This is a genomic window from Oceanobacillus sp. FSL W7-1309 (assembly GCF_038002145.1).
GTDB lineage: Bacteria > Bacillota > Bacilli > Bacillales > Amphibacillaceae > Oceanobacillus > Oceanobacillus profundus.
Map to the genome: position 1 here is coordinate 1,405,089 of NZ_JBBOBX010000002.1, position 16,391 is coordinate 1,421,479.

Annotated in this window: 12 protein-coding genes and 2 riboswitches; of the genes, 2 read left to right on the plus strand and 10 right to left on the minus strand. The window is 37.6% G+C overall.

The genetic code is table 11. From position 1 onward, the window contains the following. Window positions 1-75 precede the first annotated feature (75 nt). The 4 genes from NST46_RS19535 to NST46_RS19550 form a co-directional block, all read right to left on the minus strand. A complete protein-coding gene (locus NST46_RS19535) occupies window positions 76-1,482 on the minus strand; it encodes a bifunctional metallophosphatase/5'-nucleotidase (protein ID WP_095309298.1) in 1,407 nt (468 codons plus the stop codon). 12 nt (window positions 1,483-1,494) lie between these two features. Beyond that, window positions 1,495-2,316, minus strand: coding sequence for a sulfite exporter TauE/SafE family protein (locus tag NST46_RS19540; protein ID WP_341137622.1), 822 nt, complete (start codon window positions 2,314-2,316; stop codon window positions 1,495-1,497). A gap of 166 nt (window positions 2,317-2,482) precedes the next feature. Continuing rightward, window positions 2,483-3,403, minus strand: a complete 921-nt coding sequence (locus NST46_RS19545) for a DMT family transporter (RefSeq protein ID WP_341137623.1) — start codon at window positions 3,401-3,403, stop codon at window positions 2,483-2,485. A gap of 258 nt (window positions 3,404-3,661) precedes the next feature. Then, window positions 3,662-4,783: an amidohydrolase gene (locus tag NST46_RS19550; protein ID WP_341137624.1), complete on the minus strand. Its 1,122-nt coding sequence runs from the start codon at window positions 4,781-4,783 to the stop codon at window positions 3,662-3,664. A 194-nt stretch (window positions 4,784-4,977) separates the two neighbouring features. On the opposite strand from NST46_RS19550, the gene NST46_RS19555 reads away from it, so the two are divergent. Then, the gene (locus tag NST46_RS19555; protein ID WP_341137625.1) at window positions 4,978-6,579 is read left to right on the plus strand and encodes a glutathione ABC transporter substrate-binding protein; all 1,602 of its coding nucleotides are present in this window, start codon (window positions 4,978-4,980) and stop codon (window positions 6,577-6,579) included. 114 nt (window positions 6,580-6,693) lie between these two features. On the opposite strand, the gene NST46_RS21885 is transcribed toward NST46_RS19555, so the two are convergent. The 4 genes from NST46_RS21885 to NST46_RS19575 all read right to left on the minus strand — a co-directional run bounded on the left by NST46_RS21885 (window position 6,694) and on the right by NST46_RS19575 (window position 10,415). Continuing rightward, on the minus strand, window positions 6,694-6,990 hold the full coding sequence (locus NST46_RS21885) for a nucleotidyltransferase substrate binding protein (RefSeq protein ID WP_445321746.1): 297 nt from the start codon (window positions 6,988-6,990) through the stop codon (window positions 6,694-6,696). Continuing rightward, window positions 6,891-8,360: an alkaline phosphatase family protein gene (locus NST46_RS19565; RefSeq protein WP_341137627.1), complete on the minus strand. Its 1,470-nt coding sequence runs from the start codon at window positions 8,358-8,360 to the stop codon at window positions 6,891-6,893. The genes NST46_RS21885 and NST46_RS19565 overlap by 100 nt, the downstream gene beginning before the upstream one ends. 497 nt (window positions 8,361-8,857) lie before the next feature. After that, on the minus strand, window positions 8,858-10,057 hold the full coding sequence (locus NST46_RS19570) for an MFS transporter (RefSeq protein ID WP_095309510.1): 1,200 nt from the start codon (window positions 10,055-10,057) through the stop codon (window positions 8,858-8,860). A 13-nt stretch (window positions 10,058-10,070) separates the two neighbouring features. Beyond that, entirely contained in the window at window positions 10,071-10,415 is a 345-nt protein-coding gene (locus NST46_RS19575; protein WP_341137628.1) for a MarR family winged helix-turn-helix transcriptional regulator, read from the minus strand. A gap of 523 nt (window positions 10,416-10,938) precedes the next feature. Between NST46_RS19575 and NST46_RS19580 the strand changes: the two genes are divergently transcribed. Then, window positions 10,939-12,240, plus strand: coding sequence for a S8 family peptidase (locus tag NST46_RS19580; RefSeq protein ID WP_341137629.1), 1,302 nt, complete (start codon window positions 10,939-10,941; stop codon window positions 12,238-12,240). Between the two features lie 344 nt (window positions 12,241-12,584). Here the strand turns inward: NST46_RS19580 and NST46_RS19585 are convergent, their stop codons facing one another. Both NST46_RS19585 and sufB read right to left on the minus strand, forming a co-directional pair. Beyond that, entirely contained in the window at window positions 12,585-13,988 is a 1,404-nt protein-coding gene (locus NST46_RS19585; protein ID WP_341137630.1) for an amino acid permease, read from the minus strand. A gap of 147 nt (window positions 13,989-14,135) precedes the next feature. Next, window positions 14,136-14,212, minus strand: a riboswitch (glycine riboswitch). 3 nt (window positions 14,213-14,215) lie between these two features. Continuing rightward, window positions 14,216-14,317, minus strand: a riboswitch (glycine riboswitch). Between the two features lie 429 nt (window positions 14,318-14,746). Beyond that, window positions 14,747-16,144 carry a Fe-S cluster assembly protein SufB gene (gene sufB, locus NST46_RS19590; RefSeq protein WP_095309318.1) on the minus strand — a complete coding sequence of 466 codons (1,398 nt, stop codon included), beginning with the start codon at window positions 16,142-16,144 and terminating at the stop codon, window positions 14,747-14,749. Between the last annotated feature and the right edge of the window lie 247 nt (window positions 16,145-16,391).

The window sequence follows — 16,391 nt, forward strand, 5'->3', positions numbered from 1 at the left end:
AATGAATTGCCCCCTTCGCAATGTACCATATATGTGTATGCATGAAGGGGCCAACATGTCACAAGCAGCGGCCTCTTAGGAATAATATGGAAATTTAGCACGAAGCGTTTTTGCGAGCAAATCCCTTAAAAATTCCGGGACAAAATATTGCTTCGAATCCGATTTCGCTACCTCCGGTAATAGACGGCCGAATGTGAAGGTATCGGCAGTCGCGATATAGTATGTTCGATCTGGATCGATCTCTTCTCCATTTTCTAACAGAACCTGTTTCACATACTCCTCACCATTTTTATGAAATCCTGTTTCTACCTGGAGTCCTGCAAACATCATTCTTCCCAGTACTTTCCCACGAAATCCAAAGCCTTTCAATGCCAGCTGCATAAATTCCTTTGTTAATGATACACGGACAACTTCGATCAATTCATTTCCTTTCAGATCCACAACAACAGGATTAATTGGATGTGGGCAAATCCGATGAATATCTCCATACGTGATAGCCCCTACTGGTAAGCTTTCCAATAACAGACCGTTATTCAACATCGCAGCATCGGCTTTTGTCCATTCCTTAACTGTATTCGTCAGCTCCTGCATGATTGGTGTATCCTTATACCAATTAACAGTCAATGGACTGTCAATCTGTACAACGGTTTCACCAAGCAAGCTATTAGCCTCATTTAGCATCACGTGTAATGTCTGCTCCGTTTCAGCATCTTTTTCCAAATGCGTAATGTCAGCTGTATATGCTTCTTTTTTCACCAATTTTTTCTGCTTATGGTCCCAAGTAAGAATAACTTCACCTATATAAGCGCAATGCTTTCCTGCTGCAGTAATCACAGCATTATTGATATATTCGCCACTACGAAGCAAATGATGTGTATGGCCACCAATAATCGCATCTACAGCATCATACCTTCTTGCAATTTCTTGATCGATGGTAATACCAAGATGCGACATGACAATGATTATATCAACGGATTGCTCTAGATCTTTCATATACTTATCCAAAACTTCGAATTCAGGTGAAACATACCAATTTAACAGCTCATAAAAGGCATTAAATGGCGCAGTTAAACCAATCATACCAATTTTCACACCATGCTTTGTCTCAATATTTACTGTCGGACGTAACCATGGTGGCTGCATGTTATCAGTACTATGCAGGTTCGCACATGTGACTTCGAATGCAGCTTCATCATATAAATGGTATAAATCCTGATGAGACATTGTAATCCCTTCGTTATTGCCGATGGTAACATAATCATAACCTGCATCATTTAATAGCTTGACATTCGCTTTTCCCATCGTTGCCTCTGTTATAGAATGAGATCGGTCTACATGATCTCCAATATCAATTGTCCAGTTTGATTCACCACGTTGATTCCGTAGCGCTCGTGCTTCTTTTAAATAAGTCACAACACGTGGCCATTGTTTAAAATCACTATGTAAATCATTCGTATAATAAAAGTAGAATTTCTCTTCCATTTACATAACCCCTTAGGATAATCCTTGATAAATCATACGCAATCCAATAAAAATTAGAATGATGCGCAATCCCCATTCCAATACTTTTCCAGGAAGAAGCTGATTCACCTTTGCACCTAACTTCCCACCAATCCAAGCACCTGGGATAAAGAATAACACATATTCCCATGCAATATGTCCAAGCACAATATGTGTACTAGCACCAACAATACTAACAAAGAAAATCATAAACATTGATGTTGCGGTTGCAATATGTGCAGGAAACCCGAACAACAGAATCATTGCCGGCACCATAATGGAACCACCACCAATTCCAAAAAGCCCGGATAATGTCCCAACAATTAAGGATAGCACAAACGCTCCTAAGATCGGTACACGATATCGATATGTTTCTCCGAATAATTCAAATGTACGGACACCTTTTTCATCCCCAGTGAATTCCTTTTTAGGATTCCGATCCCTTTTAATAAAGAAAAGAAGGGATATAACGATCATTAATACGCCAAAATATAATAAAAATGACTTCGAATCAACAAACTGATTTAACCATGAACCAATTGCTCCGCCTGGAATACATCCCGTCAGAAATAAAAGTCCAGTTTTATAATCAACTCGTTTCACTTTTGCATATGACAGTGTTGAGGATAGTGCTGTAACAATCATTGCAATTAAAGAAATCCCAACAATGGATTGTGGAGTCACCCAGGAAAAGCTATCTAAAAACGAGCTAACCAACAGTAACGTTGGTATAAGAATAATTCCCCCGCCAAGCCCCATGATTGATCCAACAAATGCGGTAATCAGACCAATCGTTAAACATATTAAAAAAACCAAAACAACCCCTACCATCTGTAATATTGTATCTATATCTTATCATATTGATGAATGAAACTCGCATTGTATCTTGTTGAAAATATTTCTCATTATACGAGTACGAATGAGTAAACCTTGTGTATCAAATGAATTACTAACTTAGCAACAAACAACACGATACTTTTTCTTAGTCATCGTAACGTTTCCTTATATTAATGCCTGTCAAAGTCTTCTTATAAATATACCGATCCATTATACCAGATCCTAAAATAACTCCCGTTACAATTAGAATAAAGCCAAAGAAATGAGCAACTGAAATTTGTTCACCAAGAAATAAAAAAGATCCCAGCAATGCAAAGAAAGGTTGTAAATTCATAAATATCGATGCTTTCCCTGGCCCTACATTTTGAATCGCATGATTGTACAGAAATTGACCAAGTGCAGTTGCAAAAATAGCGGAAGCAAGGAAAATAGACCACCCAACCAACGTCCCATCCTGCAAGCTCGATATTCCTTCTGGCTCCAAAACGAAACTGATACAAAATAATAAAAATGATCCTATCAATAAAGTTGTTGCAGTAACTAATCTCGCTCCCATCGTTTCTGTTGCTTTTTTTATGTAGATAAAACTTAACGCTTGAGATAGTACTGCAAGAAAAATATAAATATCACCGATATTCATTGTCAAACCATTTATATTCCCAACAAGAATAACGAAAGAAACACCGGACAAACCAAAAATAATGCCAATTATCCTCATTAAGGAAAGCTTATCTTTTAACATTTTACTTGCAAGTATGGAAGTAAATAACGGAACTGTCCCTAAAAGCAAACCTGAATTAGAGGCACTCGTTTGCGTCAACCCAACCGATAGAAAGAAATGATGGCCAACTACCCCTGTAACGGAAACAAGAATAATGTAAGATAATTCTTGTTTTTTAGGTAAACGTATTTGTTTTCTTGCCCATAAGATTAAATACACAACAACGGCTGCTAAGAAAATGCGAAAAGAAGTGATCGTCACTGCTGAAAATTGTCCTACAATCACTTTAATTGCAATTACATTAAATCCCCACATGACCATTACTAAAATAAGTTGCCCATACATTAGGGAATTCCCCATTTAATCCCTTCTTTCGTTACGTTTGCAACCATAGCTATCTAAATTCACTGCTAATTATAGATGATTTTTTACCGTATTACGTTTTCAGAACCATAGTTAAAGGCTGATTTTTATAAAATATGGTCGAGCATCCTAAGTTAGCCCGACCTGGTAACTATTTCTTATCTTCTACGATACCATATAATACTGCTCTATCCTTATATATCTGTAATACAAATCAATCAAATATTAACAACTATTTGTTCACACCTCTGCCCCCTCAATATATACATGTTCCGCTTTAGACAATAAATCAAAAGGACTCCCACTCCAAATAACGAAATCAGCATCCTTCCCTGGCTCAATGGATCCCACACGATCTTCAATACCTAGATGTTTTGCAGCATTTAATGTGATTGTTTGAAGTGCCTCCTGTTCACTTAGCCCATTCCGAATTGCATGAACAGCACTTGTAACAAGATAGTCAATCCCAACAACTGGATGATCTGTAGTTAACGAGCATGCTATTCCAGCATCCATTAACGTTTTAATTGTAGTCCAGCCTTTATCCTTTAATTCCACTTTCGAACGTGTAGACATCGTTGGCCCAACGGATACTTTCACGTCATGTTTAGCTATGAACGCTGCAATTTTATGTCCTTCTGTACAGTGTTCAATGGTCATATCGATATCAAATTCACGTTTGATACGCAATGCTGTCAGAATATCATCCGCGCGATGGGCATGAACACGTAATGGAATCTCCTTCTTCAATACTTTCGCTAAATTCTCTAAGTCTAGCTTTCGTTCCTTCTCCTCGTTATGTAAATAATTTTGTGCTTCGATTAATTTCTCCCTTAGCTGTGCAGCAACACCCATTCTCGTAACAGGCATTCTTCCTTTTCCACCGTGAAATCGTTTCGGATTTTCTCCTAACGCAGCCTTCATACCTGATGGAGATTTTACGACCATCTCATCTACAATATTTCCAGCGGTTTTTAATATTACCATTTCTCCCCCAATAACATTGGCACTACCCGGCATGATTTGGGCCGTGGTAACACCAGATTTTCTAGCATCCTCAAAACCTATTTCCATTGGATTAATTCCATCAATAGCACGCAAGCTAGGGGTAACGGAACTACTCGTTTCATTATAATCAGCTCCTTCTAACCCAACACCTTCTTCAGAAATCCCTAAATGGGTGTGAACGTCAATAAGACCAGGGGTTACTACTTTCCTTTGTGCATCGATTACATGATAAAAATCTGGGATCTTACTTGCAGGTACAAGCTTTGCGAACTTGCCATTTTCAATGATAAGATTTTGATCCTCGAATCTATTTCCTTTCCCGTCATAAATAATTGCATTGGTTATTGCTAACATGAATACCACTCCTACTATATTATTAGGTACAATTCTAAATTTCGCATAAAAAATAGCTTATAAGGCTTTTATCCTAACTATTTAAATAATTTCCGTTAGAAAGCTATTGTTTTATTCTAAAAGTTATTATATATTAATTATTATATCTTTTGTACAAATTTAGACATAATCCGACACGAAAGGAGCAAACAAAATTGTTTGAATCATTAAAAAAATACTCATTATCCTTGATTAGTATCCTTTTCTTAGCTATTTTACTTACAGCTTGTGCTAGTGAACCAGAGGAATCTTCTTCTATTTCAAACGGAGGGGATGAAACGGCAGGTGGCAAAGAATTAGTCATCTCTACCGCTTCGGATGCAATATCACTAGATCCTGCTGGTGCGAATGATGTTCCTTCATTCGATGTTCAAAACAATATTTTTGAAAGATTGGTATCTTACGATCAAAATATGGAGCTTCAACCAGGACTTGCAGAAAGCTGGGAACAAATTGACGAAACAACCTGGGAGTTTAAACTACGTGAAGACGTTACCTTCCATGACGGCTCTGAATTTAATGCCGAAGCTGTAAAAGCGAACATAGAACGTATCAATGATCCAGAAGTTGCTGCCCCTGCAGCATACTTACTTGATATGATTAACGAAGTTGTCGTTGTGGATGATTATACCGTTCAGTTCAAAACAGAATTCCCGTACTCTGGTTTACCATCCAACCTAAGCCATTCGGTTTCAGGTATGATTTCACCAGAACAAATCAGGGAAGATTATGCTGCTATGGGAGAAGGAGAATCTGTTGGTAGTGTTATCAATGCAAATCCAATTGGAACTGGCTTCTTAAAATTTGAAGAATGGCAGCCTGGACAGCTTATCCGTCTAGTGAAAAACGAAGACTATTGGGGAGAACCAGCTAAGATCGAATCGGTTACCTTTAAAGTCGTACCAGAAGATTTAACACGTATCGCTGAATTAGAAACAGGAGACACCCACATTTCTAATCCATTAAGTTCTTCAGATGTATCACAGATCGAATCTAAAGAAAATTTATCCGTTCTACAACAAGGAAGCCTTGCATTAGATTATGTTGGATTTAATACATCGAAAGAACCGTTTAATGACCAGCTTGTCCGTCAAGCAATTACAATGGTCATTGATAAAGATCAAATAATCAATGGAATCTACGAGGGATATGCACAAGTTGCGGAAGGTCCTCTACCACCAAATGTTTATGGTTATGATGAAAATGTAGAAGGACTATCCCGTGACCAAGGTAAAGCAAAAGAATTACTTGCTGAAGCAGGATACCAGGATGGATTTACAACAACTCTTATGACAAACGATACGCGTGAACGTATGGACATTGCAACGAATATTCAATCACAGCTTGCAGAAATTGGAATTACGGTTGAAATCGAGGTGTTGGAATGGGGAGCATATATCGAAAAACTGGATGCAGGCGAACAGGAAATGTTTATTTTAGGTTGGTCTAACAGTACTGCCCATGCGGATAATACGTTCTATCCATTATTCCACAGTGATAATCTTGGAGCATCTGGAAATACGGTATTCTTTGAAAACAGTGAACTAGATACCTTAATTGAAGAAGCTCGTCAAGCACAAGACGAAGCTGAGCAATTAGAGCTTTATAAACAAGCAGAAGAAATGCTTGTAGATCTTGCTCCAATGGCTTACTTAACGCACAAAGATTATTTATTAGGTGTACGTGATGAAGTGAAGGGATTAACAATGTATCCTTCAAAATTGCTAAATTTGAAAGAAGTATCTATTGAGGAATAAGTTTATTTGCTTTGGAGGCTGTCCGAGGGTTCGGGCAACCTCCTTTCATATAATAAATAACCCCGACACGTTTAATACATGTACTTACACTATCTTAATTTTGATTCGTTCCACTCACTTACGCAAGAGCTGATACTGAGGTAAGCTTGCAAAAATTTCTAACGCCAATTCTTCATTATACGTATGGACAGTTAAGTTACGATGGTCTACCATATTTAATCCAAGTATGGTTTCTCTTTCACTAAATATACCAACTTCTCGAGAAGAACGAATTACTCCTTTTGCTGCCATCGTTTGCAGCTGAACTCTCCTTAATCTTGAAGCAACCGAATTATAAATTCCTTTATATCTACAACACGTGGATATATTGGTTCCTCCTCGGTTCCTGTTATTATCAGTGGTACAAGAGATTCTTGTTTGTGCAAGGAACCGTGTGCTGCACCAGAAAGATGGACAGGTGATGATTGCGCCTTAAACTCACAGCCCGGTTTCGCATTGACGACAATGAAACGCCCCGAATGGGAGTTGAAAACACTATACAACCGAGCTAACGCATCTGGATAGTTACCATAGGTGACTCTTTTTTCAGTGGTCAGATTTAAATCTAGAATCTTAGCATCCCCTTCTATACTCCATGATTGATTATAAATATCAGTAAATTTCCCGGAAGGGCGATATTTCAGTGACCCTTCTTTCATACCAGATTCTACATGAATGGAGCTTTCATTTTTCCAGGCTATAATATCGATCCTCTCATCGTTTTTGAGCTGTTCGATAATAGCAGACAACGGCAGACTGTCATCCAGTACATAAATATAAGACATCCGCTGATTTACACATAGAACGATCTGATCTTTCTTATGTACTGGGCGTCTTATTCGGGAGATACGGTATTTTTTTAACCATTTTCTTAAATCAATGACAAATTCTCGATGATTTGTTCCTGTTGCAGAGTGACCATTATCCCCCATCACTAGCCATGCATTTTGATTAATTGCTTCCTTCCAGCTTGGATACAAATCCAATATTTTTTGAATTTCCTTATCAATCTTTGTGATACCTTTAATATCCATCGGCCCCTTTAAATGAATTCGGGCATCCATGTCCTGAAATATACAGAAGATAAATGAAGGAAGTTTGTTCTTTCTAATAAGATACTTAAGTTCCCGAGCAGTATATTTATAGTTTCCAGCAGCTATTTGCGTTGCGAATCCCCATGGACGTACTTTTGAAAAGGTTCCCAAAGAAAAGATATTTGCTGCTTCCGTTGTCCACTTTCCATTTTTAAATCGCGTCAAGGCACTGAATAACTTTGGTGTTTGCAACTTTTGCGGGGTGTTTCCACGATATACAAAGGAATTAATGGAAGCTGAATTCATCCCCCTTTTAGCTAATTCCTCATAAATTGTAGTGACTTCACTGCTCAGATGCTCATTATTCAGTCGGAAAAGCATATTATGGACCGTTCTGCGAATCCCTAACCTAAACGTTTCCCTAAAACCAGTACCGTAGTTAATAATCTCTTTTTTGGAATTATCGAACCAAGTTAAACCAGGTATATGATGTTGGTCAGCATAAGTACCTGTCAAAAGGCTGCTGTCGATTGTTACCGACATGGTTGGAAATGAAGTCACCATATTCGTAAAATAACTACCATTTTCCATCAAAAATTGTAAAGCAGGAGCTTGTCCTGTTTGAATAGCTAATTCCAGCGGTTCAGACATCAATGAATCGATGTTCAGCAAGATTACAGTTTTTTTCGATTGTGTGTTTTTTTTCATAATTACCATCCTCGCACGAGATTCAATATGTGAATTTCCCCCTCTTTGCTCTGAATCGGTTCTATTTTCTTTTAACCAACTATTCAAAGACCAGCAGGAAGCTTCAAAAATCTACTATAAAATAATGATTACTATGTGTTTAGCTTATAGAAATAATTCGAGAGGTTGTCCAAAACGTGAGCAGTTTTCAATCCAAAATAATAATTGGGTCCTATTTTATTATTTTGCACAGTATCTATAATTTCATGAATGCAAGATACTCAGCCATGCGCTCAACAAGCTCATTCGAATTGATTTGATATTGCATCAATATTAACTGCTACATATCACTTTCAACAATTAGGAACAAATAAAAATAACCCTGCCACAGATATTATCGTGACAAGGGTTTGCATTTTCCCTCTATAGTAGAATTTTATCTCATAAGGTATAACAACCTTGAACTACGAACAAGCTTGCTTTCTTTATAATCTATAATATCTATGCTTTATTGACATTTACATAGCATCGGCTTTTTCGCCAATCCGCTCTTTCCTTTTTCCATGCATGAAGAAATAAAGTACTATCGTAACGAAAACCATGAGCCCCATCATGAAATATAAGCTGCTATATCCAGTCAGCGGAATCAGATAGCCAAGTAAATAAGGACCGAATCCAAGACCAGCATCAAGCGCGATATAGTAAGTTGATGTTGCTAATCCAATCCGATCTGGCGGTGTCACTTTAACCGCTATTGCTTGGGTAATGGATTGCATGTTTCCGAATCCAAGACCAATAAGAACACCAGCTGCTAATAAAGCAAAACTATTCGTTGTAAAGCTTAGAAGCAGTAATCCTGCACCAAACAGAATAAAAGCTGGATACATAACAGTATTTTCACCTTTTAAGTCCATTAAGCGACCTGTAAATGGACGTGATACTAGGATAGCTACTGCATAAACAACGAAAAAGAAGCTTGCCACCTCGACAAGACCAATCTCGATTGCATAGAAATTAATAAAAGAAAGAACACTTGAATACCCAAGTGATACGATAATTACAATGAATGCAATCGGCAGTGCTCTTGGTTCCACAAAATCGGAAAACTTAATTTTCCTTCTTTCAGCTACATTTGCAGGTTTTCCTGCAAATGGTATCTTAACAAACAGAGATATGATAAAACTAATAATCGCTAATGCAAGACAAAAGCCAAAAATCACTTGATAGCTCGTATGTGAGCTCATGTATAGTCCAAAGAAGGGTCCAATGGCTGTTGCCAGCGTAATACTCATACTGAAGTAGCCAATCCCTTCACCTTTTCGATCATTAGGAATCAACTCAGCAATAATAGTTCCTGTAGCTGTACTTGCCACCCCTAATGCGATTCCGTGTAATAAACGAGTTACAAGCAGTATCTCTATCCCTGCATGAATAAAGTATAAAAGGGATGTCAAAATAAAAAAGGTAAGCCCAAAATATAATACTTTCTTGTACCCAATAGATGAGATCATTCGTCCAATAAACAAACGCCCTACTAATGTTCCTATGATAAATATACCTGTTATAAGACCAGCTACACTCTCTGAAACATGATATTTATCGACTGCATAAACAGCCATGGTCACTAATAATAAGTAAAAAACGAAATATAAGAAAAAATTTGCTGCTGCTATAATAATAAAATTCTTCGTCCATAATTGAGATTTTGTTTGTTTCACTGTTTCTATCACTTCACTTCTTAATATTATTTTTAATTTCTTCCATCACCCGAATAAAATCAATCAATTCTGATTCCGAGATGTCTTTTAGAATTTCCTTTTCAAACTGATCAATGGTCACACGTACTTCCTCATAAACAGCTGTTCCTTGCCCAGTCAGCTGCATGCGTTTTTCGCGCTTATTTCTTCCAGCCACCTGTTCGACATAGCTCATTTCCTCTAAACTGGCAAAGGTTCTAGTGATGGTAGGCTTCTCCACACCTTGATAATGAGAAATTTCCACAAGTGTTGAAGCTCCATAATTGTACAGATAATACAAAATGGTCCACTGTGCTCGATGCAGGTTATGTTTATTCAACAAGACATTAAGTCTATTTTCAAAAGGGCGATACAACATAATTAATTGATGGAAAAATTTCTGTGCAGATTTTATGGAAAACGCCTCCTATATGATTATCATAGATAATGGTTACCTAAGGTAACCATTATCTATGATAACAAAATTTCAGGAATTTGTCTATACGATGCTAAAGTTACTATTGCTAGAACAAAAGAAGCTGGGACAAAAGTATTTTTATGAAGTGAAAACCGAACATGATTGATGCAAATAACTCGCTCCGGAAATATAATTCGCTAAGTTTGTACATCGTTCGTCTTTAACATTAAGTATTTTAGTTATGTTTCAGCCTCTTCTACCTAATAAATAAAAACGAAACACAACTCTTACTAGAAAACAGTTTCTCTAATTTCCCTTTCCTCATAGTAATTCACTCTATAACCATATAGTTATCTACCTTTTTTACTATTTTCTATACTATTTAATCACGCTCCTTTCTGACAGTTTACGTAGAATATCGTAAATCAAAGAAAGGAGAAAGTGTATGTTAAATTTTTCAATGATTGACTTGGTCCGACGCAATGGAAAAAAAGTTGACAAAAATATAAGGGGAGAAATGGTTAACTTTTATCGGCCTTTTCGTTATATCCCTTGTTTCCTGCAAAGCTCCATAGAGCGTGTTAGAAAAAAAACAAAGAAATTACCCGTCGTAATAAAATTTGCCCCTGATTCCTTTTCTTCTGGGTTAAACGATGTAAAGGAAACAAAGTGTCGTTCTCTTCGCGAATACCCTTCTATTTCCTGTTGTTCAGCTAAATTATCCGTAAAAAATATTGAACATTTAATCACGAACTGCAACCATATCCAAAAAGTCTATTTAGACAGAAAGGTGACAACTTTACTAGATACCGCTTCCCCGGCAATAAACGCAAATGTTTTAAAAGATAATGGGTTAACAGGAGAAGGCGTAACCATTGCAGTAATCGATACTGGTATACATCCACATGAAGATTTACAAGATCGCATTATTGGCTTTAAGGATTTTGTTAATAGGAAATCTGATCCCTATGATGACAACGGTCATGGAACTCATTGTGCTGGAGATGCGGCTGGCAATGGCTTGTTATCGAATGGACAATATCAAGCTCCAGCATCCCAAGCTAATTTAGTAGGTGTCAAAGTACTAGATAAGATGGGAGCTGGTTCATTATCAACTGTTATTGAAGGAATCGAATGGTGCATCCAACATCAATCCGAATATAATATTGATATTCTTTCCCTTTCACTCGGTTCCGATGCTGTAGCACCTGCTGAAGATGATCCTGTGGTAAATGCGGTTGAAATAGCCTGGGATAACGGAATGGTTGTCTGTGTAGCCGCTGGAAACTCTGGTCCCGGAGAACAAACCATTGCAAGTCCAGGAATAAGCCCAAAGGTCATTACAGTCGGAGCAGCTGATGATAATAATACCGTTGACCGATCCGATGATTCAGTAGCTGATTTTTCAAGTAGAGGTCCGACGATTGATGGGCTTATTAAGCCAGATTTATTAACACCAGGAGTCGATATTATCTCTTTACGAGCTCCCAGATCTTTCCTTGATAAAACCAATAAAGCAGCACGTGTGGACACTCACTATATGTCCTTATCCGGAACGTCAATGGCTACGCCGATATGTGCAGGAGTAATTGCACAATTGCTTCAACGTGATCCAAATCTTACGCCTGATCAAGTCAAAGAAAGGCTTTTGGATGCATGCGACGATTTGGGACAATCCCCACATATTCAAGGTGCTGGTTATTTAAATGCTAGTGATCTGATTGAGGACTTTGCAAATGTCGAGTAGAGGCTTACGTGTTTCTTCACTCGTATAAGTTTTACTGTTTTGCTTTTTCAAACCCTCTGTCTCCTCTAGATACTATTAGGCAGAGTTAAATGTATGGTGTAAGAACAAAAAAAGTAAGCCAAATCATCCTAGGCTTTTTCAGATAGGAATGATTTGACTTACTTTTTACTTTCGCCTGATTCTTAAAATAGCTCATCAACTGCCCTTGAGCTTCTTATAGCCCAAATCAGCCGGGCGATAAAGGGAATTTAGGTATTTCTTCAAAAATGTTAACCCATTTGAAACGAGCCAAATAATTTTATTAATAAGACTAAAACATGAGCCCGGCTTCCACATATAGATTATTATCCCCGTTCAACCTTATCCGCCACTAATCCTTCTTCATTTTTCTTATCTTTATGGGGCACGATTCTTTTGCGTACCTTATAAATCACAATTAGCGCGATAAACCAAACGGGCGTTATCATCAACGAAACACGTGTATCTTCTGCAATTGCAAGCACAACAAGAACAAATGTCAGGAAGGCAAGGATTAAATAATTTGCAAATGGATAAAATGGCATCTTAAATTTATTCACTTTTGCCAGATCAGGTCTTGTTTTACGGTATTTCAAATGACTGATGACCGTAATCCCCCAAATAAATATAAAGCATACTGTAGAAATACTTGTAACGAGTGTGAATACTCCTTCTGGCATTACATAATTTAATGCGACTGAAATTAAAACAACTGCAGTCGAAAAGAACAATGCATTGGAAGGAACCTTTCTTTTATCAAGCTTGGCAAATTTTTCCGGTGCATTTTTCTCTTTAGCGAGTGAATATACCATCCGGCTTGTACTGAAGATGGCACTATTACATGCTGAAGCAGCAGAAGTTAGAACGACAAAATTGATGATACCAGCAGCACCAACGATACCAACTACCGTAAAGACTTGGACGAATGGACTTTCAGTTGGGCTGATAGCGGTCCATGGATACACACTCATAATAACAAGAAGTGCACCTATATAAAAAATGATAATTCGAATAGGAATATTATTTATCGCTTTAGGTATAACTTTCTCTGGATTTTCTGTTTCTCCCGCTGTAAGTCCTACAAGTTCGATACCAACAAACGCAAATACGACCATTTGAAAAGAGAGGATGAAACCATTTACACCATTTGGAAACATGCCTCCGTGGTTCCATAGATTCGTGAAACTCGCTCCACCTGCATCCGTGGAAAAACCACTTATAATCATAACAATACCTGTAACTATTAAGGCTAGAATTGCGATGACTTTAATTAATGCGAACCAGAATTCCATTTCTCCAAACAGTTTTACGGTGGCCAAGTTCATACATAATAAAATAACAAGCGCGATTAATCCTGGCATCCATTGTGGTATCGTTGGAAACCAATACTGGGTATAGAGGCCAACTGCTGTTAAGTCAGCCATTGCAATGGAAATCCAACAGAACCAATATGTCCAGCCAGTTAAAAATGCTGTCATTTCACCTAAATAATCTCTTACAAAGTCAACAAACGAATGATAGCTTAAATTACTTAACAGCAATTCTCCAAGGGCACGCATGATTAAAAAGAGAACAGCACCTGTAATCAAGTATGCGAATAATATGGATGGCCCTGCTAAATGTATTGATTTTCCTGCACCAAGAAATAATCCCGTACCAATTGCTCCACCAATAGCTATCAGTTGTACGTGTCTGTTTTTTAAACCCCTATCTAATTTTTGTTCTTGCATACAATTCCCTTCTCTCAACCTTTTTGATAATTATTAATTGATTTAGTTGCTAGTTCTTCAGTCTTTTATAAAATCATCATTTCAATTATATAACTGAAAAATCCCACATTTAAAAAAAGGATAGAGAAGGGCTATATTATTTCCATTCTCTGTCCTTTTACCTGAAAGTTTATCCTTCTATAATAGAAGGTCCCCTTTGGTGGCATAAATTGCACTCTCCAGAGTAGCGTCCTGTATTGGTGCTTTTACCTGAGAGATTAATTCCAATGGTTTTTTTGGAACTTGCTCCTTCGGTGGCGATATACTTCGCTCTCTCCCAATACAATCATCCGCAAGTTATGTAACTGTATAATATACTTAATTGTAATAACAATAGAATTTTTATTATAGCATATTATTTGATATCTCATCAATGTCATTACATTAAATTTAAAGCAGTTCCGAGATATAAATTCTTGTCCTGATCAAAACGATTATCGTGCTGCAGCACTGGAAAAAGCAAAAAAATGTTCAGTAAACCTTCAAGAATATTAAAAAGGTCAACGGCGTCTGAATCTGCCAAATATGTAAAGAGTTTAACATTTGATTCGTGCGGAAAAGTTGAGAAAAGAAGAAGAATGGATGTTATTAGATAACTAAGTAAACAGTCAAAAAATAACAGAACAGAGATTAGTAGGGCGTAAATTGGGCAATTACGTAACATTTAATAAAAAAAAACCTCGCCACAATTATAATTGTAACGAGGGTTTCCTATTATATTACCCAATAGAGCCTTCCATCTCGAACTTAATCAATCTGTTCATCTCTACTGCATATTCCATTGGAAGTTCTTTTGTAAATGGCTCGATGAAGCCCATTACGATCATTTCTGTTGCTTCTTCCTCTGTTAATCCTCTACTCATCAAGTAGAACAATTGCTCTTCAGATACTTTAGAAACTTTCGCTTCGTGCTCCAATGAAATGTTATCATTTAAAATTTCATTGTATGGAATAGTATCAGAGAACGATTCGTTATCCATGATTAGCGTGTCACATTCGATGTTTGCACGTGCACCGTCTGCTTTACGTCCAAAGTGTACAAGACCGAGGTACGAAACCTTTCCGCCTTGTTTAGAGATTGATTTTGAAACAATTGTTGAAGACGTGTTTGGTGCTAAGTGATGCATTTTTGCACCTGCGTGCTGTAATTGTCCTTTACCAGCAATAGCGATAGATAGCGTGTTACCACGTGCACCTTCGCCTTTTAATAAAATCGCAGGGTATTTCATCGTTAATTTCGAACCGATGTTACCATCAATCCATTCCATCGTTCCATTTGCATCAACTACTGCACGTTTTGTAACTAGGTTGTATACGTTGTTTGCCCAGTTTTGAATCGTTGTATAACGGCAATATGCATCTTTTTTAACAACGATTTCAACAACCGCACTATGAAGTGAGTTTGTTGTAAAGACTGGAGCTGTACAGCCCTCAACATAGTGTACAGATGCACCTTCATCAACAATGATTAATGTTCTTTCAAACTGCCCCATATTTTCCGAGTTAATACGGAAATATGCTTGTAATGGTGTTGATGTTTGAACACCTTTTGGAACATAGATAAATGATCCGCCAGACCATACGGCTGAGTTCAGTGCAGCAAATTTATTATCAGAATATGGAATAACTTTTCCAAAGTATTCTTTAAATAACTCTTCGTCTTCTTTTAGCGCTGTATCAGTATCCTTAAATACGATACCCATTTCTTGAAGATCTTCTTTCAAGCTATGATAAACAACCTCTGATTCGTACTGTGCAGATACACCAGCTAAATATTTTTGTTCTGCTTCTGGAATACCAAGCTTATCAAATGTTTCTTTGATTTCAGCAGGTACCTCATCCCATGTTCTACCTTGCTTTTCAGATGGTTTAACGTAATAAACGATCTCATCAAAATCAAGTTCTGAAAGATCTCCGCCCCATTGCGGCATTGGGCGCTCGTAAAAATGCTCTAATGCCTTCAAGCGGTAGTCAAGCATCCACTGCGGCTCTTCTTTCATTTTAGAGATTTCTTCAACGACTTTACGTGTTAATCCTCTTTCCGTTCGGAAAACAGAGACGTCTTTATCATGAAATCCATATTTATATTCTTCCATTTCAGGCATTTTTTTAGCCATTATATAACCTCCTCATTGTATTATCTAAAGCGGAATCGCCCGGTTAGCGACGTACGGACTGCGCCCCGTACTTTGGGGTGGTTCGACTTCGAACATTCCTACGTAGGAGATAAAGGAAACACGACGACCAAAGGAAGTCGATGTTGACTTTCACCGCAAGGGTATAAGTGCGACTAAGCCTCATGTTTTAGCCAGTCGGCAAGTCTTCTTTATCGTACGGAGGTGAGGGAAGTCTCGCTAGTCGCTG

What these genes read in the sequence shown, in the direction of transcription:
- NST46_RS19535 (WP_095309298.1), bottom strand. Translation starts at nt 1,482, where the DNA reads ATGGAAGAGAAATTCTACTTTTATTATACGAATGATTTACATAGTGAT.
- sufB (WP_095309318.1), bottom strand. Translation starts at nt 16,144, where the DNA reads ATGGCTAAAAAAATGCCTGAAATGGAAGAATATAAATATGGATTTCAT.
- NST46_RS19545 (WP_341137623.1), bottom strand. Translation starts at nt 3,403, where the DNA reads ATGTATGGGCAACTTATTTTAGTAATGGTCATGTGGGGATTTAATGTA.
- NST46_RS19585 (WP_341137630.1), bottom strand. Translation starts at nt 13,988, where the DNA reads ATGCAAGAACAAAAATTAGATAGGGGTTTAAAAAACAGACACGTACAA.
- NST46_RS19565 (WP_341137627.1), bottom strand. Translation starts at nt 8,360, where the DNA reads ATGAAAAAAAACACACAATCGAAAAAAACTGTAATCTTGCTGAACATC.
- NST46_RS19580 (WP_341137629.1), top strand. Translation starts at nt 10,939, where the DNA reads ATGTTAAATTTTTCAATGATTGACTTGGTCCGACGCAATGGAAAAAAA.
- NST46_RS19550 (WP_341137624.1), bottom strand. Translation starts at nt 4,783, where the DNA reads ATGTTAGCAATAACCAATGCAATTATTTATGACGGGAAAGGAAATAGA.